Below are 23,967 nucleotides of genomic sequence, written 5' to 3' on the forward strand. Positions count from 1 at the left end.
CGCAGCACAGGGACCCGCCGCCTTCCGGTATGCCCAAAATCCACTCCCGCACCGCCCCCGGCGCGGCCCGCCGCGCGAGCCTGCCCCTGCCCGCGGCCCGGCGCGCGGGCGCGCCACTGCCCGTGGCGCGGCTCGCGGGCGCGGCGCTCTGCGTGCTGCTGATCGCCGGCTGCACCCCCGGCGCCACGCCGGTCCCCGTACCGTCCCCCGGCCCGGAGGTCGCGGCCGCGTGCACCGACCTGGTCAAGGCCCTGCCGGCCAAGGTCCTGGACGCGAAGCGCCGCAAAACGACTCCCGAGAGTCCGCTCACGACCGCGTACGGCGATCCGCCGATCGAGATGACCTGCGGCGTGGCCGCACCCGCCGGCACGCCCGAAGCCCAGTCCAAGTGCTTCGAGGTCAACGGCGTCGGCTGGTTCGCCAAGCAGGTCCAGAACGGCTATGTCTTCACCACCATCGGCCGCGCGCTCTACTTCGAGGTCGCAGTCCCCAACAAGTACGCCCCGGAAGCCAACGCCCTCACCGACGTCTCCGACGCCGTCCAGAAACACGACAAACTGGTCATACCCTGCCTCTGAAGACAGTGCCTGGAGTGTGTCCGGTTCGGGCGGCTGGGCGCGACGTATCGGGTGGAAGCGCCCGGTGCGGGTGCTCGGGACGATGGGAGAGCGTTGTGAAGTACATGATCCTGACGTACGCGTCGCAGCAGGACTACGACGGGATGGCGGGGAAGGGGAACGCTGCCTGGGCCGCGGAGGACTTCGCGGCAATGGGAGCGTTCATGGAGAAGTTCAACAACGAGCTCATGGAGTCGGGTGAGCTGGTGGAGACCCGGGCGCTGGCGGCGCCGGTGCTGACTCGGAGGCTGGGGTCGAAGGACGGGCAGGCGGTGGTGACCGATGGGCCGTACGCCGAGACGCAGGAAGTGCTCGCCGGTTACTGGATCGTCGAGTGCGAGTCGTTCGATCGGGCCACCGAGATCGCGGCCCGGCTGGCCGACACACCGGTGCCGGAGGCCGCATGGGCCAAGGCGTACGCGGACATTCGCCCGATCGCCGACGGACGCGACGAACTGGTGGGGTGAGGCCCGATGACCGCACCGCACCGTCGGCCGCGTCGATCGGTGCGGTGTGCGGCCGGGCGGGGTGAGGTGTAAGCGATGGTTGTGCCGCTCGAGGAGTTGTTGCGGGGGTTGGCGCCGCAGGTGCTGGGGGCGGTTGTGCGGCGGTTCGGGCATTTCGACACCGCTGAGGACGCGGTGCAGGAGGCGTTGCTCGCGGCGGCACAGCAGTGGCCGGTGGACGGCGTACCGGCCAGTCCTCGTGGGTGGTTGATCACGGTGGCTTCGCGGCGGCTGACGGATCTGCTCCGGCGGGAGCAGGCCCGTCAGCGGCGGGAGGATCGGGTCGCGCAGTGGGCGCCGCAGGGTGTGCCGGTCGGCGACACCGACGACACGTTGGTGCTGCTGTTCCTGTGCTGCCATCCGTCGTTGTCGGCGGCGTCGCAGATCGCCTTGACGCTGCGGGCCGTCGGCGGTCTGACGACGGCCGAGATCGCGCGGGCGTTCCTGGTGCCGGAGGCAACCATGACGCGGCGGATCACCCGGGCGAAGGCGAGCGTGCAGGACAGCGGTGCGCGGTTCACGATGCCGGCCGACCGGGAGGAGCGGCTGGGCGCGGTACTGAAGGTCGTGTACCTGATCTTCAACGAGGGATACGCGAGTACGACGGGTCCCAGCCTGCAGCGGGTGGAGCTGGCCGCCGAAGGGATCCGGCTGGCGCGGATGTTGTACCGGTTGCTGCCGGACGATCCCGAGGTCGCCGGGTTGCTGGCGTTGCTGCTGCTGACCGACGCCCGGCGTCCGGCGCGGACCGGTCCGCTCGGCGAGCTCGTACCGATGGCCGACCAGGACCGCTCGCTGTGGATCCCGGAACTGATCGACGAGGGCGTGCAGCTGATCACCGCGACACTCCCCCGCGGGCCGGTCGGCCCGTACCAGCTACAGGCCGCGATCGCCGCGGTCCACGACGAGTCGCCGTCCGCCGAGGAGACGGACTGGCCGCAGATCGTCGCGCTGTACGACGTCCTGCTGCTGCTGACCGACAACCCGATGGTCGCCCTCAACCACGTGGTCGCCGTCGCCATGGCCCACGGCCCCACCGAAGGCCTGGCCTGCTTGTCGGCCATCGAACACGACGAACGCCTGACAAAGGACCACCGCCTGTACGCCGTTCGCGCCCACCTACTGGAACTCTCCGGCAACCCCACGGCCGCCCGCGAGGCCTACGAACAAGCCGCCACCCGAACCACCAGCATCCCCCAACAGCGCTACCTACACCTACGGGCCAGCAAGCTTTAGTGGCGGGCCCAGTGGGTGCGTTCGTCTGGGCGGTCGTTGGTGGTGGTGCCGGAGGCTGTGGCGAAGTGGCGGGTGATGCGGTGGTTGGGGGTGTACGGGGGCCAGCCGGGGGTGCCGCTGGTTGCGAAGGTGATCCATGAGCTGTGGATCAGGTCGGCCAGGTGTTGGGGCGGGGTGGGGCCGAGCATGGTGGTTACGGAAGGGTCGTCGAGGTTGTCGAAGACGAAGGCGAGTTCTGCCGCGTGGCAGGCGCCCAGGGTGCCGTTGCAGGCCGGGGACTTCCAGGCGAACTCGTAGAGGTAGGTCCCGGCGTGGGCCTCGGCCAGGCGGATGGCGGGGATTCGGTAGTAGGCGTCGGTCATGACCGCGGCCAGTACGTCACCCGGCGTGGCGCCGGGGCGGTTCGCTCGGTAGCGGCGTACGCCGGCCGGCGACAGGCCGAAGCGCATGCGGGCGGCGGCGTACAGCAGTGGGGTGTTGATGGTGGCGGCTACGCCGGTGGGGATCAGGAAGAGACGGGCTTCCTCGCTGTTCGTTCCGACCATCAGATCGACGTCCACTCCCGCCCGGATGCGGTCGAGCGGTGGCGCGGGCAGCAGTTCACCGTCGACGACCGGGCTGAACGGGAGCAACGTCCGGGCGACATCGCCCCAGACCTTCGGCCGCGCCTTGCCCATCACCTGTTGACCGAGCTGGTCCTGCACCGCGAGCAGCCGCTCGATCGGAACCCGCGCGATCGCCTCCCGCGTCGGCGCGGTACCGAGCGCCGCGGCTAGCCGTTCCCCCACGATCCGAGCGGTCGCGGCCCCGATCGTGTTGTTCGCGGCGCCGGACTGAGCGATCGCCCGGTGGAACAGCCCCGACGCGGCGGGCATCGCGAGCAGCGTGCAGACGCTCATCGCCCCGGCCGACTCCCCGAAGATCGTCACATTCCCAGGGTCACCACCGAAGGCCGCAATGTTGTCCCGTACCCACGTCAGCGCCGCGATCTGGTCCAGCAGTCCCAGGTTCGGCGTCCCGTCCCCGAACCACAGGAACCCGTCCGCCCCGAGCCGGTAGTTCAGCGTCACGAGTACGACGCCGTCGCGCGCGAACCGGCTGCCGTCGTACACCGGAAGCGCACCGGACCCGCTGGTGAACGACCCGCCGTGGACGAACACCATCACCGGCGCCCGCCCGTCCAGTCCCGGCGTCCAGACGTTCAGGTTCAGGTAGTCGTCGCCCGGGACGATCGTCCGCGGGATCAGCTCCCCGATCAGCCCGACCGTACCGGTCTGCGGCGCGGTCGGGCCGTACGTCGTCGCGTCGAGCGGCGAGGTCCACGGCTCCGGCGGCTGTGGCGGCTGGAACCGGTTCGCCCCGACCGGCGCAGCGGCGTACGGGATGCCCTTGAATCCCAGGCCGTCGCCGAACCCAAGGCCATCGCCGCGGACCGGGCCGGACCGCGTGTCGACGACCGTCATGCCGACGGGATCAGCGCAGGCCGGTCGGCCGGGTCGTCGCCAGGTCGATCAGGTGCTGCACGAGGCTCGCGTAGTCCTTGCCCGACGCCGCCCACAGCCGCGGGAACATGCTGGTCGGCGTGAAGCCGGGCATCGTGTTGATCTCGTTGATGATCACCCGGCCGTCGGCGTCGACGAAGAAGTCGACCCGGGCGAGCCCCTCGGCCTCGATCGCGTCGAACGCGGTCAGCGCCTTGGCCCGGATCTCGCTCGCGAGCCCGGTCGGCAGGTCGGCCGGTACCGAGAGCGCCAGGTACTCCTCGCCCTCCGGCAAGTACTTGGTCTCGAAGTCGTAGAAGTCGTGCCCGCCGCCGGACACCGCGACCTCGCCGCAGACGCTGACCTCGGGTTTGGTCCCGTCCAGCCCGCCGAGCACCCCGACCTCGATCTCGCGCGGGTTCTTGGCCGACGCCTCGACGATCACCTTCGGGTCGTGCGCCCGGGCCTCGACGATCGCGCCGTCGAGCTCGTCCAGGCTGTTCACCTTGGTGATCCCGAGGCTGGACCCGCCCCTGCACGGCTTCACGAACACCGGGTAGCCGAGCGCGTCCACGGCGGCCCGGCACGCGTCCGGATCCTGCCGCCAGTCGCGGTCGCGGATCACGACGTACGGCGTGACCTCGAGGCCGGCGGCCTGGAAGACGACCTTCATGTAGTGCTTGTCCATGCCGACGGCGCTGGCGAGTACGCCGGAACCGACGTACCGGATGTCCGACATCTCGAGCAGGCCCTGGATGGTGCCGTCCTCGCCCCACGGGCCGTGCAGCAGCGGGAACACCACGTCGACCTCGCCGAGCGTGCTCGGGACCTGGTCGGGCTCGCTGACCACGAGCTCGCGGTTCGCACCGAACAGCACCGGCATCGCGGTGACGTCGACCTCCGGGAGCTTGCCGTCGGTGATCGACAGCCGCTCGGGGTCGCCGCTCTCCAGCACCCAGTGCCCGCTGGTACTGATCCCGACCGGGACGACGTCGTACTTGTCCCGGTCGATGACCTGCAGGACGTTCGCGGCGGTCACGCAGGAGATGGCGTGCTCGCTCGACCGGCCGCCGAAGACGACGGCGATCCGGGGCTTGCGCTGGCTTTCTGAGAACTCACTCACCGGCTCGACTGTAGCGGTCCGCGGCTGCCGATCCGACCGGGGTCAGGTTAAGAGATCTTCAGATCGGCGCGTCCCAGTCCACTGGCAACGCTGTCACTCCGTACACGAGCGTGTTCTCCCGGTAGTCGATCCGGTCGAACGGTACGGCGAGTCGCAGCGTCGGGATCCGCGCGAACAACCGGGTGAAAACCTCCTGCAGCTCGACCCGCGCCAGCTGTTGCCCGATGCACTGGTGCGGCCCGAACCCGAAGGCCACGTGCGCCGCGGCCTGCCGTTCGAGGTCGAGCCGGTCCGGGTCCGGGAACACCGTCTCGTCCCGATTCGCCGAGGACAATGCGGCGATCAGGTAGTCGCCGGTCCGGATCGTCGACGGTCCGACCGTCAATTCGTCGGTCACGTGCCGGAACAGGCCGAAGTGCACGACCGACAGGTACCGCAGTAGCTCCTCGACCGCGCCCGGCACCTTCGACGGATCGGACCGGAGCAGTTCGAGCTGCGCGGGATTGCGGAGCAACGCCAGCGTGCTCAGCGCGATCATGTTCGCGGTCGTCTCGTGGCCGGCGATCAGCAGGGTGACCCCGATCGACACCAGCTCTTCCAGGCTCAGCGGCGTACCGAGGTCCTCGCCGCGGGTGATCAGCCGGGAGAGCAGATCGTCGGAGCGGTTCGCCTGCTTGGCCAGTACCAGGCTGACGATGTACTGGTTGAGTTCGTCGCTGGCCCGCTGGATCTCGTCGGTCCAGCCGTCGACCCGGACCAGCTGGGCGCTGCGTTCCTGGAACTCGTCGCGATCGGCGTACGGAACGCCGAGCAGCTCGCAGATCACCAGCGACGGGATCGGCAGCGCGAACTCCTGCACCAGGTCGACCGGGCCACCGGACGCGAGCAGGCCGGTGATCCGGTCGTCGACGATCTCCCCGATCCACGGCCGCATCGCCTCCATCCGCTTGACCGCGAACTCGGTCGCCAGCATCCGGCGCAGCCGTTTGTGCGCGTCCCCGTCCACCTGCAGGATCGACCCGGACTCGGCCTCCCGGTCCAGGTCGGCGTCGGGTACGACGTGGTCGGACGGCGCCAGCCGCGAGCTCAGCCGGCGGTCCCGGAGCAGGGTGCGGACGTCGTCGTACCGGCTGATCACGTACGCGTCGACGCCGGCCGGGGTGGACACCTTCGCCGGCGCCTCGGTCCGGCGGTAGCCGGCGTACTCGGGTGCCGGGTCGAACGGGCATCCGGACGGCCTGGTGGTCGGAAAGCTCTCGGTCATCGCGCACCCTTCCGAAGATTTTGGTAGTGACTACCATATGGCTGACGCTTCCGATCCGGAACACCCTTCGGCGAGTCGTAGGCGGTACCCTGCCCGCCATGGGACTGCGCGAGGTGAAGCGGGAGCGGACCCGCCGGCTGATCGCGGACAAGGCGTTCGAGCTGTTCAGCGACCACGGGTTCGGCCGGACCACGGTCGAGCAGATCGCGGCCGCGGCCGAGGTCGGCCCGAGCACGCTCTACCGGTACTTCCCGACCAAGGAGGGGCTGGTCCTCGAGTTCGTCGACGACTGCCTCGCCGACGCCGTCCGGTGGTTCGGCGACCAGCCCGCACTGGACCTGAGCGTCGGCCTGCGGACGGTGATCGAGCGCGTCCTGGAACAGCTGGAGACCAACCCGGACCGCGTCCGGGCGGTGTTCGACCTGGCCGAGCGCAACGAGTCGGTGAGCGCCCACCTGAACGAGCTGATCTGGCGCTTCCGCAACGACCTGGCCGCCCAGCTGGTCCGGCGGCTGCCGAGCAGCGACCCGGTGCACACCGAATTCGTCGCGGCGCTGTCGGCCGGCATCACGATGAACATCATCGAGAACGTGGTCCGCGTCTGGGTCGACACCCCGGGCCCGGTGGACGCCCGGCAGCTCGCCCGGCAGGCGGTCGCGCTCGTGGAACACGGCAACCTCCCACTCCCCGGCTCCCGCTGATCTCCGCTGCCCCCGCTGACCGGTAGAGCCTGGTTGCCAGCGACAATTCGAGGTATGAGTCCTGACCTCGACCCCTCCACTGTCGTCGTCCACGCGGGCCGCCCGGAGCGGGTGCCGAATGCGCCGGTGGGTCCGTCGCCGGTGTTCAGTTCGACGTACGTGGCCGGCGGGGATCGCGGCTACGGGCGGTTCGGGAACGACGCGTGGACCGCGCTCGAGGACACGCTCGGTCAGCTCGAAGGCGGGCGGGCGCTGAGCTTCGCGTCCGGGATGGCAGCGGCCGCGGCGGTGGTCGACCTGGTTCCGGTCGGCGGCCGCGTGGTCGCGCCGCAGCACGCCTACTCTGGCGTACTCGCGCTCCTCGACCAGCAGGCCGCAATTGGCCGGCTCACCGTGGTCCGGGCCGATATCGCCGACACCGAGTCCATCGACCTGACCGACGCCGACATGTTGTGGATCGAGTCGCCGACCAACCCCGCGATGGAGGTCGCCGACATCCCGGCCCTGGCTGCGGCCGCACATGCCGCCGGCGCGACCGTCGTCGTCGACAACACATTCGCCACTCCCCTGCTGCAGCAGCCGTTGCGGCTCGGTGCGGACGTGGTGATGCACTCGGCCACCAAGTTCATCGCCGGCCACTCGGACGTGATCCTCGGCGCGGTCGTCACCGCCGACGACGACCTCTGGTCCGCGATCGAACTACGACGCCGCAGCCTCGGCGCGATCGCCGGCTCGATGGACGCCTGGCTCGCCCTCCGCGGCCTGCGTACGCTCGCCCTCCGCCTCGAACGCGCCCAGTCGAACGCGGCCTACCTGGCCGGGCGACTGCAACAGCACCCGCGCATCAGCCGAGTTCGCTACCCAGGCCTGCCTGACGACCCGGGTCACGACCGGGCCAAAGCGCAGATGTCCGGCTTCGGCGCGATCCTCGCGATCGAACTGGGCGGCGACGCGGAAGCGGCTCAGAAGGTCTGCGAGAGCACGAACCTCTGGGTCCACGCCACCAGCCTCGGCGGCGTCGAGTCGTTGCTCGAACGCCGCCGCCGCTGGCCGATCGAGGTCCCGACGATCCCCGAAGACCTGATCCGGCTGTCCGTCGGCATCGAGCACCCCGAAGACCTCTGGGCCGACCTGGCGCAAGCCCTCAACGCTTCTTGAGCACCGGCCCACCGAGGAAGGTCACTACGCACAGCACGACCGGCAGGATGAACGCGATGTTCAGCGGCATCCAGTGCGCGAGCCCGCCGATCAGCGCGGGCCCCGCCAGCAGCCCGACGTACCCGAGGCCGACCACGCGCGCCATCAGCGCGCCGGACGACCGTGGGTCGAGGTTCCCGGCGGCGGTGAACAGCTGTGGTACGCCGCCCGCGAGGCCGAGGCCGAAGATCGCCCAGCCGACCAACGCGACCGGGATCCACTGTACGACGATCACCAACGTCAGCCCGACCGCCGCCATCGCGGCACCCCACCGGACGATCGCCGCCGGACCGACGACGGCCGCAACCCGGTCGGTGAGGAACCGCCCGACGGTCATCGCGACCGCGAACGCGCCGTACGCGTAGGCCGCCGTACTGACCGAGGTCCCGAGGATGTCGCGGAAGTGCAGTGCTGCCCAATCGTTGGCCACACCCTCGGACAGCATCAGGCCGAACGCGAGCCCGCCGAGCGCCCAGACCAGCTTGGCCGACGGCCTCTCCCGCGGCGCGTCGTCAACCTCCTCCGGCGGTTCGGTTGCCTCCAGCAAGAATCGGCTGGCGATCAACGACAGGCCGATGCAGACCAGGCCGGACAGCGCGAGCGTGACCTCGGTCGGTACGCCGGCCCGCAACGTGGCCGCACCGATCACCGCTGCGATCGCCCCGCCGATCGACCACATCGCATGGAACGCGGCCATGATCGGCCGCGGGTACCCGCGCTCGACCACGACGGCCTGCGCGTTCATCCCGACGTCGATCGAACCGTTGCCGAAGCCGACGAAGATCAGCGCCAGCCCCAAGGTCCACCAGTTCGTGGCGAGACCGGGGCCGGCGAGCGCGACGCCGAGCAGGATGCCCGCGGCCGGTACGAGCCGGCGCTGGCCGAGCTTGTCCACGAGCGGCCCGGCGACCTGCATGCCGGTGAAGGCGGCGCCGCCGAGGACGAGCAGGAGCAGCCCGAGGGTGCTGTGCGTGATCCCGGTCCGCTGCTCGATGCTCGGGATGTGTACCACCCACATACCGACCGCGAAGCCGTTCAGGCCGAAGTACAGCCAGGTAGCAACACGCGCCGCCCGCGGCGGCGCAGCAACCATCAGCGTCAAGACGCCACCTCGACCAGGGCGCCGCGTTGGGTGAGCAAGGTTCGTTGGTCCTCGGGGGCGGAGTCGTCGGTGATGATCAGGTCCGGGCGGTCGGCCGCGCAGACGTAGGCAAGCGCCGCCCGATCCCACTTGGCACCGTCGGCGAGCACGATGGTGCGGGTGGCGACCTTCATTGCCTCCTGCTTGACCTCGGCATCGCCCAGGTCGAACGCGGTCAGCCCTGCGTCGAGGCTGAACGCACACGGGCTCAGTACGGCGGCGTCGAAGCGCAGCGCTCGCAGCGAGGCGACGGTCAGTGGTCCGACCAGGGAGAGCTCGCCCTTGCGCGCCTCACCACCCGGCATCAACAGCCGGATCCGCGGCGCGTCGGCCAGCTCGTGCGCGACATGCAGGGACAGCGGCATCACCGTCATCGCGCGGTCGTGCAGGAGCTTCGCCGTCTCGAGGGCCGTCGTACCGCTGTCGAGAACGATCGTCTCGCCGTCGCGGAGATGCTCGACCGCGGCACGGGCGATCGCCTGCTTGGCGGCGACCGCGGCCTGCGCCCGCAGCGAGTGCGGCGGCTCCAGACCGGCCGGCATCGCCGACACGGCGCCGCCGTGGACGCGCTTGAGCACGCCCTGCGCAGCGAGGAAGTCGAGGTCGCGGCGGACCGTCATGTCGGACGCCTCGGTGGCCTCGACCAGTTCCTGGACCGACACTCGGTCGCCGGCTCGCAGTCGTTCTACGATCACTTGGTGCCGTTCCGCACTTCTCATGCGCAAAAAACTACCATCCGCCTGATCGTTCAAACAGATAGTGTGTTCGCTTGTGACCGATGACACCACGCTCGTCAAACGTTCCCGGTACGCCGTCGCCGCGGTCTTCTGCGTGCACGGATCGGTGACCGGTTCGTTCGCGACCCGGGTGCCGTGGATCCAGGAGCACGCCGGCGTCTCCGCGGGCCAGCTCGGGCTCGCGCTCGCCTTCCCGGCGCTCGGCGCGGCGTTGATGATGCCGCTCGCCGCCCGGGTCAGCCACCGGTTCGGCACCCGCAACGCGCTCCGCGGGCTGCTCGCGCTCTGGACGCTCGCGCTGATCCTGCCGTCGTTCGCGCCCGGGCTGCTGACGCTGTGCGCGGCGCTGCTGATCTACGGCGGTACGGCAGGCATGGCCGATGTCGCGATGAACGCGCTCGGCGTCGAGGTCGAACGCCGGTTGAAGAAGTCGATCATGTCCGGACTGCACGGCCTGTGGAGCGTGGGCGCACTGCTCGGCTCGGCGGTCGGTACGGTCGCGGCGCACGCGAATCTCAGTGCGCAGGTGCATCACACGATCGCGGCCGTCGTACTGACGATCGTCGGCGCGGTGGTATGCCAGTTCGTGCTGAACCTGCATCCCGAGGACGACGAGGAACCGCCGGCGCGGTTCACGCTGCCGCCGAAGTCGGCGCTCTTGATCGGGGCGGTCGGGTTCTGCGCGGTGTTCGCGGAGGGCGCGAGCCTCGACTGGTCGGCGGTTTACCTGCGGGACGTCCTCGACAGCTCGGCTGGTGTCGCGGCCGGTGCGACCACCGGGTTCGCGTTGACGATGGCGATCGCGCGGATCACCGGTGACGCGGTTGTCGACCGGTTCGGCGCAGTCCGGACGGTACGGGCCAGTGGGGTGATCGCGACGCTCGGCGGCCTGCTCGTGGTCGTCTCGCCGAACGCGATCGTCGCGATGATCGGCTTCGGGCTGATCGGGATCGGCATCGCGGTCGTCGTACCGCTCGCCTTCGCCGCGGCCGGCCATACCGGCGCCAACGCCAGCCAAGCGATCGCCGGCGTCGCCACGATCACGTACGCGTCCGGGCTGGTCGCCCCGTCGATCATCGGCGGCATCGCGCAGGCCAGCAGCCTGACCATCTCGTTCATCGTGGTCACCGCGCTCGCGGCCGGGTTGGCGGTCTTCGCGCGCGTACTCGCAACCAAAACAGAAGCTGGGGAGCTGCAACGGTGACGGACTTTCGGACGGCAGGACCAGAGGACGCGGCCGCGGTCGCCGAGCTGCACGGCGACAGCTGGCGGCGGCACTACCGGGGCGCGTACGCCGACGCGTTCCTCGACGACGAGTCGCCCGAATACCTCACCGCGATGTGGACCGAGCGCCTCACGAACCGGGAAGGCACGCGGACGACGGTCGCCGAGTACGACGGGCAACTCATCGGCCTCGCGCACGTGGTGTACGAGGCGGACCCGAAGTACGGCGCGCTCGTCGACAACCTGCATGTCCGCGCGCTCCGCAAGCGGCAAGGTCTTGGCACCCAGCTGCTCGCCCACGCGGCGAAAGACGTCCGGACCGGTCTGTACCTCTGGGTGCTCGAGCAGAACACCGCCGCGCAGGCGTTCTACGAAGCCCGCGGCGGGATCCGCGGCGACCGCAAGGACGTCCCGCCACCCGGCGGCGAACCTCGGCGCCTCAATGGAACGCCGGCCTGCTTCCGCTACTACTGGCCGGACCCGGTCAGCTTGACGGTCTCGATCAGCGCGTACGACGCCTGACTCGCCGCCTCGGGATCACCGGCCCGGATCGCGTCGAGTACGTCGACGTGCGCGTCGCCGAGCCGCTGGTCCTCGGGAATCGTCGCGGTTTGGTGGATCGACTCGGTCATCACCTCGGCGAGTGCGTCGTACAACCGCAGCAGCAACGGGTTGCCGCTGGCGACCACGACCCGGCGGTGGAAGTCGGTATCGACCGCGACGAACGCGTCCAGATCCCCCGCCGCGAGCGCCTCGCCGCGAGCCACCAGGACCTCCTCCAGCGCGGCGAGCGCTGCCGGGTCCGGGTTCCGCGCGGCCAAGCGGGCGGCCGCTGCCTCGATACCGGCGCGGGCGTCGAGGACGTGCGTGAGTGAGGCCGACAGCTCGTCGCGGACCAGGACACCGCTGATCTCGTTCGTCGCGCGGACGTACGTACCGTCGCCGACGCGCGGCTCGAGCAGACCGGTCAGGCTGAGCGATCGCAGCGCCTCGCGGACCGTGCCGCGGCTGACGCCGAGCTCGGTCGCGAGCTGATGCTCGCCCGGGATCCGCGACCCACGCGGCCAGGTCCCGGACTCGATCCGCGCCCGGAACTGCTCCGACACCTGCAGCACGAGCGGCACCTGACGCACCAAAGGTTCCATGGCGTACAGTATATAAATGTCGGACATCTACACGGAAGCTTGACGAGAGGTGTGTTGTGGCAGTGCTGACCGAACCCATGGCCCGAGAGCGGTCGTCGCTGATCACCGCGACCGCCTTCGTGGTCGCGCTGAGCCTGCGCCCGGCGCTGACCGCGGTCGGCCCGGTGCTGCCGCGGATCGGCGACGCGCTGCAGCTCGGTGAGGCCGCGCAGGGTCTCCTCGGCACGCTTCCGCTGCTGGCGTTCGCGGTCGCCTCTCCCCTGGTTCACCTGGCGTCGCGCCGGTTCGGGATGGAGCGGGCCGTGTTCGTGTCGCTGCTGGTGCTGGCGGCCGGCAGCGCGCTCCGTCCGTACACGGGCCAGGCGGGCCTCTGGATCGGGACGGCCGTCGTCGGCGCCGCGATCGCGGTCGGCAACGTGCTCGTACCGGTCATCATCAAGCGCGACTACGCCGGCAACGTGTCCCGGGCGACCGGCATCTACACGGCCTTCATCACCGGCGGCGCCGCGATCGCGTCGATCCTCGCCGTACCGATCGCCGACGCGGTCGACTGGCGGCTGTCGCTCGCGGTCTGGGGCGGTCTCGCCGTACTGGTCGCGGTGATCTGGCTGCCGCGGACGCTGGCCCCGGAGCCCCTGCCGGCCGCTTCGAAGGACGACGAGGCGCCGGTGGTGAGCGTGTGGCGGCAGCCGATGGCCTGGCTGGTGACCGGGTTCATGGGGCTGCAGTCGACCAGCTTCTACCTGTTCGTGAACTGGCTGCCGACGATCGAGATCTCGACCGGCGGCGTCTCCGAGCGCGCCACCGGCGTCCACCTGTTCGTGTTCCAGGTCTTCGGCCTGATCGGCGGGCTGAGCATTCCGTTCCTGCTGAAGCATCCGACCAACCAGCGGGCCGGCCTGATGACGGCGAGTACGCCGATCCTGATCGCGCTGCTCGGTCTGCTGGTGGCGCCGCAGCTGGCGATCGTATGGGCCGTCGTCGGCGGTCTCGGTCAAGGCGCCGGGCTGGTTGCCGCGCTGTCGCTGATCAGCCTGCGCGGCCGCGGGCACCACGAGACTACCCAGCTGTCCGGGATGGCGCAGGCAGTCGGCTACACGCTGGCCGCGGCCGGCCCGGTCGTGGCCGGTTACCTGACCCAAGTGACCGGCGGCTGGAGTACGACGTTGAGCGTGTTCGCCTCGCTCGCCGCCGTCCAGGTCGTACTCGGCTTCGTGGCCGGCCGGGACACCCGGCCGGCCTGACCAGTCGGGAAACAAAAGGCCACCAGGTGGCGAAAAGTTTCCCCGCCTCGGCTACTTGTCCGTCGCGAAGGCTGCGTCGAAGGCGGCTTCGGGCTTGTCGAAGGCGAGCTTGCGGATCACGTCGACCGCCTCCGCGGCGCCGACCTTGCGCTCCATGCCGGCGTCCTCCCACTCGACCGAGATCGGGCCGTCGTAGCCGATCGAGTTCAGCACCCGGAAGCAGTCCTCCCAGTTCACGTCGCCGTGGCCGGTGGAGTAGAAGTCCCAGCCGCGCCGCGGGTCCGCCCACGGCAGGTGCGAACCGAGCCGGCCGTTCCGGCCGCCGCCGACCCGCATCTTCGTGTCCTTGCAGTCCACGTGGTAGATCCGGTCCTTGAAGTCCCACAGGAACGCGACCGGGTCGATGTCCTGCCAGACCATGTGCGACGGATCCCAGTTCAGGCCGAACGCCTCCCGGTGGCCGATCGCCTCGAGCGCGAACGTGGTGGTCCAGTAGTCGTACGCGATCTCCGACGGGTGCACCTCGTGCGCGAACCGCACCCCCTCCTCGTCGAACACGTCGAGGATCGGGTTCCAGCGGTCGGCGAAGTCCTTGTACCCGGCCTCGATCCGCTCGGCCGGTACCGGCGGGAACATCGCGACGTACTGCCAGATCGACGAGCCGGTGAAGCCGATGACGGTCTTCACGCCGAGCTTCGCCGCCGCCCGCGCGGTGTTCTTGAGGTCCTCGGCGGCGCGCTGCCGGACGCCCTCGGCGTCACCGTCGCCCCAGACCCGGGCCGGCACGATCGCCTGGTGCCGGAAGTCGATCGGGTCGTCGCAGACCGCCTGCCCCACCAGGTGGTTGGAGATCGCGAAGACCTGCAGGTTGTACTTCTCCAGGATGTCCTTGCGGCCTTGGACGTACGTGTCGTCGTCGACCGCCTGCTGGACGTCGAAGTGGTCACCGGAGCAGGCGATCTCGACGCCGTCGTACCCGGCCTCGGACGCGAACTGGCAGACCTCTTCGAACGGCAGGTCGGCCCACTGGCCGGTGAAGAGTGTGATCGGACGAGGCATCTGAGCTCCTAGGCGTTCTCGACGGTGATCCAGGCAGAGTCGTTGGCCGCCGACCGCAGTACGGCGTCGACCACGCGGGCCGACCGCGCTCCGGCGGCGAAATCGGGCAGGCCGTCCGGGCGGTCCCCGAGGACGGCGGCGTAGCTGTCGGCGACGAACGAGTCGAACGCGTCCTGGTACCCCTGCGCGTGACCGGCCGGCAGCCGGTTGACCCGCGCCGCGTCCGGGCTGAGCGTGCCGGGGTCGCGGGTCAGCAACTGGGAAGCGTCCACGTGGCCGACCCACAGCCGGTCCGGGTCCTCCTGGTCGAACCCGAAGCTCGACTCGGTACCGGACACCTCCAGGTACAGCCGGTTCTTCCGGCCGGCGGCGACCTGGCTGACCACGATCGTCCCGACCACGCCGGCCTCGGTCCGGAACTGGGCGGTGGCCAGGTCCTCGGTCTTCACCTCGACGCCGCCACGCTGCGCCCGTACGGTCCGGAGCTGGGCGCTGATCGCGGCGATCCGGTCGCCGGTGACGAACTCGGTCAGGTCGCACCAGTGCGAACCGATGTCCGCGAACGTCCGCGACGGGCCGCCGGTGGTGTCGTCGACGCGCCAGTTCTGGTCGTCGGCCCCGGCCAGCCAGTCCTGCAGGTACGAACCGTGCAGGCTGGTGATCAGCCCGGCCTCCCCCGCGGCGATCCGGGCGCGCAGCTCACGAACCATCGGGTGATAGCGATAGACGAACGGCACGGCGCCGACCAACTGCGCTTCGTAGGCCGCCGTCTGCAGGCCGATCGCGTCCTCGACGGAGGTCGCGAGCGGCTTCTCGCAGACCACGTGCTTGCCGGCATCCAGGGCCTTGAGCGTCACGTCGCGGTGGGTGTTGTTGGGCGTGCAGACATGGACGACGTCCACGTCCGCCGCGAGCAACTCGTCGAGCGTCGCGAACCCGCGCTCGGCACCGGTCGCCTCGGCCGCCGCCTCCGCCCGCGCGGGCGACGATCCGACAGCTCCCACCACGGTCGCACCGGAGACCAGCGCGGCCCGGCCATGGACCTGGCCCATGAACCCGCCGCCGACGATCCCGACCCTCAGCTTCCGCGCATTGGTGGACACGTCGAAGGACGCTATGGGACCCTTTTGAACCCTGTCAAGCAAAAGTCCACGACCAGTACGACGAAAGTTCCGGTGCATGAGCGATCTCGGTACGGCGGATCCGGTGCTGCGGTTGCTCCGGGACGGGCAGCCGCGGACGCGGGCCGAACTGATCGAGCTCAGCGGGCTGGCGCGGTCGACGGTGACCGGGCGGATCGAGACGTTGCTGGCCGCCGGTCTCGTCGTACCTTCCGGTGAGGCCGCTTCCACCGGCGGGCGCCCGCCGGCGCGGTTCCGGTTCAATCCGGCGGCGCGGCTCGTACTGGCCGCGGACGTCGGCGCGACACATCTGTCAGTCGCCCTCACGGATCTGACCGGGACGATCCTGGACCGCTCCACGACACCGCTCGCGATCGCGGAAGGTCCCGAGGTTGTGCTGGACGCGGTCGCCGAGGCCGGGCTGGCCTTGCTGCGTACGGCTGGACGCCCGGTGACGGATCTCGCCGGGACCGGGGTCGGACTACCGGGGCCGGTCGAGCACAGCACCGGCCGGCCGAACCATCCGCCGATCATGCCGGGCTGGGACTCGTACGACGTGGTCGGCCGGCTGCACCAGCGGCTGCCCGGTCCCGTCCTGGTCGACAACGACGTCAACATCATGGCGCTCGGCGAACACGCCACGGCGTACCCGGACGTCGAGCACCTGCTGTTCGTGAAGGTTGCCACCGGCATCGGCGCCGGCGTGATCAGCGGCGGCCGCCTGCACCGCGGGGCGCGCGGCGCGGCCGGCGACATCGGCCACATCCAGGCGCCCGGCCATACCGAGGTCTGCCGCTGCGGCAACGTCGGTTGCCTGGAGGCGATCGCCTCCGCGGCCGCGCTGGCGTCGAAGCTCGGTGTCGAAACCAGCCAGGACATCGTCGAACTGGTCCGGGCCGGCAACACCGAAGCAACCACGGCGATCCGCCAGGCCGGCCGCGAGATCGGTACGGTCCTGGCCGCCGCGGTCAGCCTCCTCAACCCGTCGGTGATCGTCGTCGGCGGCTCCCTCGCCCAAGCCGGCGACAGCCTACTGGCCGGCCTCCGCGAAACCGTCTACGCCAGATCGTTGCCCCTGGCCACAACCCACCTGCACGTAGCCCCCTCCCGAACCGGCCCCGACGCCGCCCTCCTCGGCGCCGCCACCCTGGTCCTCACCCAAACCCTCAGCTAACCCCAACGTTCGGACTTCGCGCTGCGGGAGACGAGGCTGAAGAGCATGTCCTTGGGGGTCATTTCGCCGGCTACGACCTTGGTGACGTGTTCGGCGATCGGCATCTCGACGTCGTGGTGGTGAGCCAGTTCGCTGATCGAGGCGCAGGACTTCACGCCTTCGGCGACCTGGCGGGTGCCGCCGGCGATCTCGGCGACGCTCATCCCCTGGCCGAGCTTCTCGCCGAACGTACGGTTGCGCGACAGCGGCGACGAGCAGGTCGCGACCAGGTCGCCGAGGCCGGCCAGACCGGAGAACGTGTGCTCGTCGGCGCCGAGGGCCGTCCCGAGGCGGGCGATCTCGGCGAGGCCGCGGGTGATCACCGAGGCGCGGGCGTTGTCGCCGAAGCCGAGGCCGACGGCCATCCCGACGGCCAGCGCGATCACGTTCTTGCAGGCGCCGCCGAGCTCACAGCCGACGACGTCGTTGTTCGTGTACGGACGGAACGTCGGCGAATGGCACAGCTTCTGCAACCGCGCCGCGGTCCCCTCGTCCGCACAGGCGACGACGGACGCGGCCGGCTGACCCTCGGCGATCTCCCGTGCGAGGTTCGGACCCGACACGACCGCGATCCGTTCCGGCCCGGCGCCGGTGAGCTCGGCGATCACCTCGCTCATCCGCTTCGTCGTACCGAGCTCGACGCCCTTCATCAGACTGACCAGCGGTACGGCGTTCGGCAGTACGCCGGCCCAGTCCGTCAGGTTGTCCCGCAACGACTGCGACGGCACCGCGAGGACGATCGCCTCCGCGCCGTCGGCCGCCGCGGCCGGGTCGTGCGTCGCGGTGATCGCCTCGGACAGCTGGATCCCGGGCAGGTACTCGGCGTTCTCGTGCTGCGCGTTGATCGCGTCGCACAAGGCTTCCCGCCGGGCCCACACCGACACCTGGTTTCCCGCATTCGCCAGCACCGTGGCGAACGCCGTCCCCCAGGACCCGGCACCGAACACCGCTACTTTGGTCATTCCTTTTCCTCACGTCGGGCTTTGCGGAGGTCGTACAACTCCTTGGGCGGTTCTTCTCCGCGCAGTTCGCCGAGCGTCTCGGCGACCCGGGCCATGATCACCTCGGTTGCCTCGTGCAACAGCTGGTTGGTCAGCGGCTTACCCTCGAACGCGCTCAGGTCGACCGGCTTCCCGGCCCGTACCTGCAACGTCTTGCGCGGCAGCAGCCGGAACCGGATCTTGCCGGTGTAGGACTTCAGGATCTCCTGCGCACCCCAGTTCGCCACCGGGATCACCGGGCAGCCGGTCATCAACGCGATCCGGGCCGCACCGGTCTTGCCGGTCATCGGCCACATCGCCGGGTCCCGGGTGATCGTGCCCTCTGGGTAAACGCCCACGCACTCACCGCGTTCGACCGCGGCGACCGCGTCCCGGAACGCGTCCACAGCCTGCGCCGAATCGCGGTACACCGGAATCTGCCCGGCCCCGCTGATGATCGTGCCGAGCACCGGCACCTTGAACACCGACGCCTTCCCGAGGAACCGCGGGATCCGCCGGCACTCCCAGATGAAATAGCCGAGCACCACCGGGTCGATGTGCGAGATGTGGTTCGGTACGTAGATCACGCCGCCGTGCCGCGGCATGTTCTCCCGGCCGGTGAACCGGCACTTGGTGAACACGATCATGAACGGCTTGACGATCGCGACGATGACGCCGAACCAGAATCCACGCGGCGGCCGTGGATCGTCGCTCCTGCTGTCCACTGCTGCCTCCTGGTGGTCGAACGCGCCGTCGGTCATGGGAGAATCCTGCCTGATGGCAGACCTACAGGTCGCTCCCTGGACCCTGGTGATCCCGGTGAAGCGTACGGCGATCGCGAAGAGCCGGCTCGCTCCGGCCTACCCTCAGCACCGTCCCGAACTGGCCCGCGCCTTCGCTGTCGACACTACTGCGGCCGCTCTGCGCTCCCCACTGGTGCAGACCGTCCTGGTGATCACCGACGATCCGCTGGTCGGCGCGGACGTGACCGCCGCCGGTGCACGCGTGGTGCCGGATCTCCCGGCCGCGGGGCTGAACGAGGCGCTGTTGCATGGAGCCACTGTGGCGGCTGCGGAGTTCCCGGGCAACGGTGTCGCCGCGTTGTCGGCCGATCTCCCCGCGCTCCGTCCGGGCGAACTCACCGCCGTACTCGCAGCCTGCACGGCGCCACGTTCGTTCGTCGTCGACGAGCCCGGCAGCGGTACGACGTTGCTCGCGGCCGCGGCCGGCGTACCGCTGGATCCGCGTTTCGGTGTCGGCTCCGCCCTGGCCCACCAGGCGTCCGGGGCGATGCCGATCGAGCTGGCCGGGATCGAGTCGGTACGTCGTGATGTCGACACCGCGGCCGATCTCGCCCACGCCGTACAACTGGGCGTGGGACCGGCGACAGCGGACGTGCTGTCGCTGGTGCTCGGTGCAGCCACCGGGACCGAAGGTCTAGCCTGCTGACATGCAGGCGACTGTGAGCAAGTACGACGGTGAAACGTTCTCCGGGGCCGTGCTGACCGATACCGGGATCGAGCTCCCGTTCACGGTGCACGCCGTCTCGGACACCCCGGTCCGGCATCTGCGGGTCGGCCAACGGGTGACGATCGAGACCAGTGGCTCCGGTGCATCGCTGGCCGTGACCAAGGTGGAGTTCGGCACGCGTTTGTAGTTGCTACCGACAACGGCGAAGGCCGGTCATCCCCTGGAGTGGGGTGACCGGCCTTCGCTGTGGTGCTGGTGCCGCAGTGCGTGAAGATCAGCGAGCGGTACGCTTCGCCGCGGTCTTCTTGGCGGGGGCCTTCTTGGCCGGCGCCTTCTTCGCAACGGTCTTGGCCGGGGCCTTCTTGACCGGGGCCTTCTTGGCAACGGTCTTCGCCGGCGCCTTCTTGGCAACCGTCTTGGCCGGGGCCTTCTTGGCGACCGTCTTCTTCGCAGCGGCGGTCTTGGTTGCGGCGGCCTTGACCGGAGCAGCCTTCTTCGCCGGGGCAGCCGCCTTGGTGGCGGTCGCGGCCGGCTTCGGGGCCACCAGCTTCGGCAGCTTCTTGGCGCCGGAGACGACGGCCTTCAGCTCCGCACCCGCGCGGAACTTCGGAACCGTGGTCTTCTTGGCCCGCTTGGTCTCACCGGTCCGCGGGTTGCGCACGATGCGCGCGCCACGCTCGATGGCCTCGAAGGCACCGAAACCGGTGATGGCGACCTTGCCACCCTTCTTGGTCAGCTCGCGCTGGACGGTGTCGATCACCGACTCCAGTGCGTGCTGGGCCTGGCGGCGGTTTCCGTCGAAGTGCACTGCGAGCGCTTCGACCAACTGGCTCTTGTTCACTGCTTCCCTCCGTGAACACTAGACGTCGAGCACAGCGCTCGATCTCACAGGAACGTTATGGACTGAACAGGCCATGCACAAACACCAACGCGGCAATTTGGCCTTGTTTTAGGCGATTCGGGCCACAATTTCGCCCGATTCGGTCCCTGCGAGGGGTTTTCGGAGCTACTTCCCCGACGATCTACAGCCAGCCGCGGCGTTTGAAGATCTGGTGCAGACCTCCACACACCAAGGCCATCAGGCCGATCGCGAACGGGTAGCCGTACTGCCAGTGCAGCTCCGGCATCTTGTCGAAGTTCATCCCGTAGACGGTCCCGATCAGCGTCGGCGCGAACAGGATCGCCGCCCAGGCAGAGATCCGCTTGACCTCTTCGTTCTGCTCGCTGCTGGCGATCGCGAGGCTCTTCATCTCCTCGTTCTGCTGCTGGGCGACCAGGGTCGCGTTCACCGTCAGGATGTCGCGGAGCAGTTCGCGGAAGCCGTCGACCTTCTCCACCACCTCGGTGACGTGGTCGGCGACGTCGCGCAGTGAACGTTGCAGTTCCTCGTCCACGCCGTACTTCTGGAAGCCGCCACGTAGTTGCTCGAGCATCCCGATCAACGGCCGGGTGGCGCGCTGGAACTCGATCACCTCACGGGACAGTTCGTAGATCCGTCGCGACACCTTGGGATCGCCGCGGAACACCTCGGTCTCGATCTCGTCGATGTCGTTCTCCAGCCCGGCGACCACCGGCGCGTACCCGTCGACGACCTTGTCCATGATCGCGTACAGCACTGCTTCGGCACCGCGGCTGAGGAGTTCCGGGTCACGTTCGACGCGACGGCGGACGGCGGCCAGGTTCGGCGCTTCGGCATGCCGGACCGTCACCACGAAGTCCGGGCCGACGAAGACGTGCACCTCCCCGAACTCGACCTCCTCGGTCGCGTCCCGGTACCGGGCGGCCTTCAGTACGACGAACAACGTCTCGCCGTAGCGCTCCAGCTTCGGCCGCTGGTGCGCCTCGTTCGCGTCCTCGATCGCCAACTCGTGCAGGTCGAACTCCTGTGCCAGCGAGGCGAGCTCGCGGCGGTCCGGCCGGTACAGACCGATCCAGGCCAGGCTCTGCGGGGCGTCATGGAGCGCCGAGTACGTGTCCGCGAGCGAATGCGGGGACGCGACCCGGTTGCCGCCGCAGTAGATCGCGCTGTCGACCACGCTGTGCCCCTTGGGCTTCTGCGGATCGCGGGGCTGCTTGGTGTCCGGCTCGAGGCTCGGCGCGGCAGCGGATGCGGCGTGCTTGCGAGCGGCGGCACGCAGTGACGGAGTACGGCTGAACGCACGGAAGGTGCGCAGGCGCAGGTCGGACATGAGTCCTCCAGGTGCGGTGGTTCAGGCGAAGTGATGAGCGCACGTCTGCCCGACCCCACAACTGCTAGAGGAAAATCAGTCCCCCGAAGGTCGAGCGAGACCGGTATGTCTGGAGGGATCGCTGTTGTTCATGCGTCCTCACCTCCTCGGTCTCGCAAGCTTGCTTCTGACAACTCCAGAAGGGTAACACCAGAGTTATCGCCCCCGCCCACCCGAACGTTACGGGGGCGCTAACTCTGATAGGACTCTCAGGCCTTCGCGGGAAGCGTTGCCGGCTTGAAAGACGGGCGAGTTGCTTCGTACGCAGCGATCTCGTCGGCGTGCGAGAGCGTGATGCCGACGTCGTCCAGACCGTTCAGCAACCGGTAGCGCGTGTAGTCGTCGATCTCGAAGGGTGCCGAGACGTCACCGGCCGAAATCGTCTTGTTCTCCAGGTCGACCGTGACCTTGGTGCCCGGGTCGGTCTCGACCGCGGTCCACAGCTGCTCCACGACGTCCTGCGTCACCAGCGCCGCGAGCAGGCCGGCCTTGCCGGAGTTGCCGCGGAAGATGTCGCCGAAGCGGGACGAGACGACGACCCGGAACCCGTAGTCGAGCAGGGCCCAGACCGCGTGCTCCCGGGACGACCCGGTGCCGAAGTCCGGTCCGGCGACGAGCACCGAGACACCTTCGTACTCCGGCTGGTTGAGGACGAACGACGGATCGTTGCGCCAGGCCGCGAACAGCCCGTCCTCGAAGCCGGTCCGGGTGACCCGCTTCAGGTAGACCGCCGGGATGATCTGGTCGGTGTCGACGTTGCTGCGGCGCAGCGGAGCCGCCGTACCGATGTGCTGGGTGAAGGCTTCCATGATTCCGTTGCTCCTCAGGCGTTCGCAGGTACGGCGACGGGCGGCAGGTCGGCCGGTGCGGCCAGGGTCCCGGTGACAGCGGTCGCGGCCGCGACCAGCGGCGACACCAGGTGGGTACGACCGCCCTTGCCCTGGCGGCCTTCGAAGTTCCGGTTCGAGGTCGAGGCGCTGCGCTCACCGGGAGCCAGCTGGTCCGGGTTCATCCCCAGGCACATCGAGCAACCGGCGCCACGCCACTCCGCGCCGGCGTCCTTGAAGATCGTGTCCAGGCCCTCGGCCTCGGCCTGCAGCCGGACCCGGCCGGAGCCCGGGACCACGAGCATCCGGGTGCCCTCGGCAACCTTCCGTCCGGCCAGTACGCCGGCCGCGGCCCGCAGGTCCTCGATCCGGCCGTTGGTGCACGAGCCCAGGAACACCGTGTCCACGTGGATCTCGCGCAGCGGCGTACCGGCGGTCAGGCCCATGTACTCCAGTGCGCGCTCGGCGGCGACCCGGTCGTTCTCGTTGTCGAAGTCGTCCGGCGACGGCACCACGTCCGCGAGCGCGACGCCCTGGCCCGGGTTGGTGCCCCAGGTGACGAACGGCGTGATCTCCTCGGCGCGCAGCACGACCTCCTGGTCGAACGTCGCGTCCTCGTCGGTGGCCAGGCTCTTCCAGTACTCGACGGCGGCTTCCCAGTCGACGCCCTGCGGCGCGTGCGGCTTGTCCTTCAGGTACTCGAACGTGGTCTCGTCCGGCGCGATCATGCCGGCCTTCGCGCCCCACTCGATCGACATGTTGCAGATCGTCATCCGGGCTTCCATCGACAGCGCGCGGATCGCCTCGCCGCGGTACTCGACGATGTAGCCCTGGCCGCCGCCGGTGCCGACCTTCGCGATCAGCGACAGCACCAGGTCCTTGGCCGAGACGCCGTCCGGCAGGACGCCGTCGACGGTGACCGCCATCGTCTTCGGGCGGGCCTGCATCAGCGTCTGGGTGGCCAGCACGTGCTCGACCTCGCTGGTACCGATGCCGAAGGCAATCGCTCCGAACGCGCCGTGCGTGCTCGTGTGGCTGTCGCCGCAGACCACGGTCATGCCGGGCTGGGTCAGGCCGAGCTGCGGGCCGATCACGTGCACGACGCCCTGATCCGGGTCGCCCAGGGTGTGGATCCGGATGCCGAACTCCTCGGCGTTCTTGCGCAGCGTGTCCACCTGGGTACGCGACACCGGGTCGGCGATCGGCTTGTCCACGTCGTACGTCGGGACGTTGTGGTCCTCGGTCGCGATCGTCAGATCCGGGCGCCGGACCGGCCGGCCGGCCAGCCGGAGGCCGTCGAACGCCTGCGGACTGGTCACCTCGTGGACCAGGTGGAGGTCGATGTAAAGGAGGTCGGGTTCTCCGTCGGCATGGCGCACGACGTGCGCATCCCAAACCTTTTCCGACAACGTCCTACCCATCAGACTCTCCTTTGAGATTGGATGTGTGGTGC

Annotated in this window: 25 protein-coding genes; 11 read left to right on the forward strand and 14 right to left on the reverse strand. The window is 69.6% G+C overall.

Annotation, left to right across the window (positions count from 1 at the left end; translation table 11 throughout):
* The first annotated feature begins 29 nt into the window (after positions 1-29).
* From ACFYRU_RS33975 to ACFYRU_RS33985, 3 genes are all read left to right on the forward strand, one after another.
* Positions 30-578, forward strand: coding sequence for a DUF3515 domain-containing protein (locus tag ACFYRU_RS33975; protein WP_387666457.1), 549 nt, complete (start codon positions 30-32; stop codon positions 576-578).
* Positions 579-682: 104 nt separating this feature from the next.
* Positions 683-1,084: a YciI family protein gene (locus ACFYRU_RS33980; protein WP_387667446.1), complete on the forward strand. Its 402-nt coding sequence runs from the start codon at positions 683-685 to the stop codon at positions 1,082-1,084.
* A 75-nt stretch (positions 1,085-1,159) separates the two neighbouring features.
* Positions 1,160-2,359, forward strand: a complete 1,200-nt coding sequence (locus ACFYRU_RS33985) for an RNA polymerase sigma factor (protein WP_387666460.1) — start codon at positions 1,160-1,162, stop codon at positions 2,357-2,359.
* On the opposite strand, the gene ACFYRU_RS33990 is transcribed toward ACFYRU_RS33985, so the two are convergent.
* From ACFYRU_RS33990 to ACFYRU_RS34000, 3 genes are read right to left on the reverse strand one after another with little or no spacing between them, the layout of a single operon-like run.
* Positions 2,356-3,822: a carboxylesterase/lipase family protein gene (locus tag ACFYRU_RS33990; RefSeq protein ID WP_387666463.1), complete on the reverse strand. Its 1,467-nt coding sequence runs from the start codon at positions 3,820-3,822 to the stop codon at positions 2,356-2,358. The two genes, ACFYRU_RS33985 and ACFYRU_RS33990, sit on opposite strands and share 4 nt — an antisense overlap.
* A 10-nt stretch (positions 3,823-3,832) precedes the next feature.
* Complete coding sequence (locus ACFYRU_RS33995) at positions 3,833-4,963, reverse strand: D-alanine--D-alanine ligase family protein (protein ID WP_387666466.1); 1,131 nt, start codon at positions 4,961-4,963, stop codon at positions 3,833-3,835.
* Positions 4,964-5,021: 58 nt separating this feature from the next.
* Entirely contained in the window at positions 5,022-6,227 is a 1,206-nt protein-coding gene (locus ACFYRU_RS34000; RefSeq protein WP_387666469.1) for a cytochrome P450, read from the reverse strand.
* 98 nt (positions 6,228-6,325) lie between these two features.
* Between ACFYRU_RS34000 and ACFYRU_RS34005 the strand changes: the two genes are divergently transcribed.
* Both ACFYRU_RS34005 and ACFYRU_RS34010 read left to right on the forward strand, forming a co-directional pair.
* On the forward strand, positions 6,326-6,928 hold the full coding sequence (locus tag ACFYRU_RS34005) for a TetR/AcrR family transcriptional regulator (protein ID WP_387666472.1): 603 nt from the start codon (positions 6,326-6,328) through the stop codon (positions 6,926-6,928).
* Between the two features lie 54 nt (positions 6,929-6,982).
* Positions 6,983-8,086, forward strand: coding sequence for a trans-sulfuration enzyme family protein (locus ACFYRU_RS34010; RefSeq protein ID WP_387666475.1), 1,104 nt, complete (start codon positions 6,983-6,985; stop codon positions 8,084-8,086).
* On the opposite strand, the gene ACFYRU_RS34015 is transcribed toward ACFYRU_RS34010, so the two are convergent.
* Together ACFYRU_RS34015 and ACFYRU_RS34020 are read right to left on the reverse strand one after the other, a co-directional pair.
* Complete coding sequence (locus ACFYRU_RS34015) at positions 8,073-9,218, reverse strand: MFS transporter (protein WP_387667449.1); 1,146 nt, start codon at positions 9,216-9,218, stop codon at positions 8,073-8,075. The two genes, ACFYRU_RS34010 and ACFYRU_RS34015, sit on opposite strands and share 14 nt — an antisense overlap.
* Before the next feature lie 5 nt (positions 9,219-9,223).
* Entirely contained in the window at positions 9,224-9,985 is a 762-nt protein-coding gene (locus tag ACFYRU_RS34020) for a DeoR/GlpR family DNA-binding transcription regulator (RefSeq protein ID WP_387666478.1), read from the reverse strand.
* A 52-nt stretch (positions 9,986-10,037) separates the two neighbouring features.
* On the opposite strand from ACFYRU_RS34020, the gene ACFYRU_RS34025 reads away from it, so the two are divergent.
* A complete protein-coding gene (locus ACFYRU_RS34025) occupies positions 10,038-11,207 on the forward strand; it encodes an MFS transporter (protein ID WP_387666481.1) in 1,170 nt (389 codons plus the stop codon).
* Positions 11,204-11,749 (forward strand): GNAT family N-acetyltransferase, encoded by a 546-nt coding sequence (locus ACFYRU_RS34030; RefSeq protein WP_387666483.1) that lies wholly within the window; start codon positions 11,204-11,206, stop codon positions 11,747-11,749. Before ACFYRU_RS34025 ends, ACFYRU_RS34030 begins: the two co-directional genes overlap by 4 nt.
* Here ACFYRU_RS34030 and ACFYRU_RS34035 read toward each other — a convergent pair.
* The gene (locus tag ACFYRU_RS34035) at positions 11,695-12,372 is read right to left on the reverse strand and encodes a FadR/GntR family transcriptional regulator (RefSeq protein ID WP_387666486.1); all 678 of its coding nucleotides are present in this window, start codon (positions 12,370-12,372) and stop codon (positions 11,695-11,697) included. The two genes, ACFYRU_RS34030 and ACFYRU_RS34035, sit on opposite strands and share 55 nt — an antisense overlap.
* Positions 12,373-12,434: 62 nt before the next feature.
* Here ACFYRU_RS34035 and ACFYRU_RS34040 point away from each other — a divergent pair, with 62 nt between their 5' ends.
* Entirely contained in the window at positions 12,435-13,616 is a 1,182-nt protein-coding gene (locus ACFYRU_RS34040) for a CynX/NimT family MFS transporter (protein ID WP_387666489.1), read from the forward strand.
* A gap of 51 nt (positions 13,617-13,667) precedes the next feature.
* On the opposite strand, the gene ACFYRU_RS34045 is transcribed toward ACFYRU_RS34040, so the two are convergent.
* Together ACFYRU_RS34045 and ACFYRU_RS34050 are read right to left on the reverse strand one after the other, a co-directional pair.
* A complete protein-coding gene (locus tag ACFYRU_RS34045) occupies positions 13,668-14,675 on the reverse strand; it encodes a sugar phosphate isomerase/epimerase family protein (RefSeq protein WP_387666492.1) in 1,008 nt (335 codons plus the stop codon).
* A gap of 8 nt (positions 14,676-14,683) precedes the next feature.
* Positions 14,684-15,778 (reverse strand): Gfo/Idh/MocA family protein, encoded by a 1,095-nt coding sequence (locus tag ACFYRU_RS34050; RefSeq protein WP_387666494.1) that lies wholly within the window; start codon positions 15,776-15,778, stop codon positions 14,684-14,686.
* Between the two features lie 76 nt (positions 15,779-15,854).
* Here ACFYRU_RS34050 and ACFYRU_RS34055 point away from each other — a divergent pair, with 76 nt between their 5' ends.
* Positions 15,855-16,970 (forward strand): ROK family protein, encoded by a 1,116-nt coding sequence (locus ACFYRU_RS34055; protein ID WP_387666497.1) that lies wholly within the window; start codon positions 15,855-15,857, stop codon positions 16,968-16,970.
* On the opposite strand, the gene ACFYRU_RS34060 is transcribed toward ACFYRU_RS34055, so the two are convergent.
* Positions 16,967-17,971: an NAD(P)H-dependent glycerol-3-phosphate dehydrogenase gene (locus tag ACFYRU_RS34060; RefSeq protein WP_387666500.1), complete on the reverse strand. Its 1,005-nt coding sequence runs from the start codon at positions 17,969-17,971 to the stop codon at positions 16,967-16,969. The two genes, ACFYRU_RS34055 and ACFYRU_RS34060, sit on opposite strands and share 4 nt — an antisense overlap.
* A complete protein-coding gene (locus ACFYRU_RS34065; protein ID WP_387666503.1) occupies positions 17,968-18,750 on the reverse strand; it encodes a lysophospholipid acyltransferase family protein in 783 nt (260 codons plus the stop codon). Before ACFYRU_RS34065 ends, ACFYRU_RS34060 begins: the two co-directional genes overlap by 4 nt.
* Positions 18,751-18,766: 16 nt before the next feature.
* Between ACFYRU_RS34065 and cofC the strand changes: the two genes are divergently transcribed.
* Together cofC and ACFYRU_RS34075 are read left to right on the forward strand one after the other, a co-directional pair.
* Complete coding sequence (cofC, locus tag ACFYRU_RS34070; RefSeq protein WP_387666506.1) at positions 18,767-19,438, forward strand: 2-phospho-L-lactate guanylyltransferase; 672 nt, start codon at positions 18,767-18,769, stop codon at positions 19,436-19,438.
* 1 nt (position 19,439) lies between these two features.
* Positions 19,440-19,646 (forward strand): hypothetical protein, encoded by a 207-nt coding sequence (locus tag ACFYRU_RS34075; RefSeq protein ID WP_387666509.1) that lies wholly within the window; start codon positions 19,440-19,442, stop codon positions 19,644-19,646.
* Positions 19,647-19,733: 87 nt separating this feature from the next.
* On the opposite strand, the gene ACFYRU_RS34080 is transcribed toward ACFYRU_RS34075, so the two are convergent.
* The 4 genes from ACFYRU_RS34080 to leuC form a co-directional block, all read right to left on the reverse strand.
* Complete coding sequence (locus ACFYRU_RS34080; RefSeq protein WP_387666511.1) at positions 19,734-20,300, reverse strand: HU family DNA-binding protein; 567 nt, start codon at positions 20,298-20,300, stop codon at positions 19,734-19,736.
* A gap of 181 nt (positions 20,301-20,481) precedes the next feature.
* Positions 20,482-21,648 carry a magnesium/cobalt transporter CorA gene (corA, locus tag ACFYRU_RS34085; protein ID WP_387666514.1) on the reverse strand — a complete coding sequence of 389 codons (1,167 nt, stop codon included), beginning with the start codon at positions 21,646-21,648 and terminating at the stop codon, positions 20,482-20,484.
* 248 nt (positions 21,649-21,896) lie between these two features.
* Positions 21,897-22,496: a 3-isopropylmalate dehydratase small subunit gene (gene leuD, locus ACFYRU_RS34090; protein ID WP_387666517.1), complete on the reverse strand. Its 600-nt coding sequence runs from the start codon at positions 22,494-22,496 to the stop codon at positions 21,897-21,899.
* 14 nt (positions 22,497-22,510) lie between these two features.
* The gene (leuC, locus tag ACFYRU_RS34095) at positions 22,511-23,935 is read right to left on the reverse strand and encodes a 3-isopropylmalate dehydratase large subunit (protein ID WP_387666520.1); all 1,425 of its coding nucleotides are present in this window, start codon (positions 23,933-23,935) and stop codon (positions 22,511-22,513) included.
* Between the last annotated feature and the right edge of the window lie 32 nt (positions 23,936-23,967).

The organism is Kribbella sp. NPDC004536 (assembly GCF_042873835.1).
GTDB lineage: Bacteria > Actinomycetota > Actinomycetes > Propionibacteriales > Kribbellaceae > Kribbella.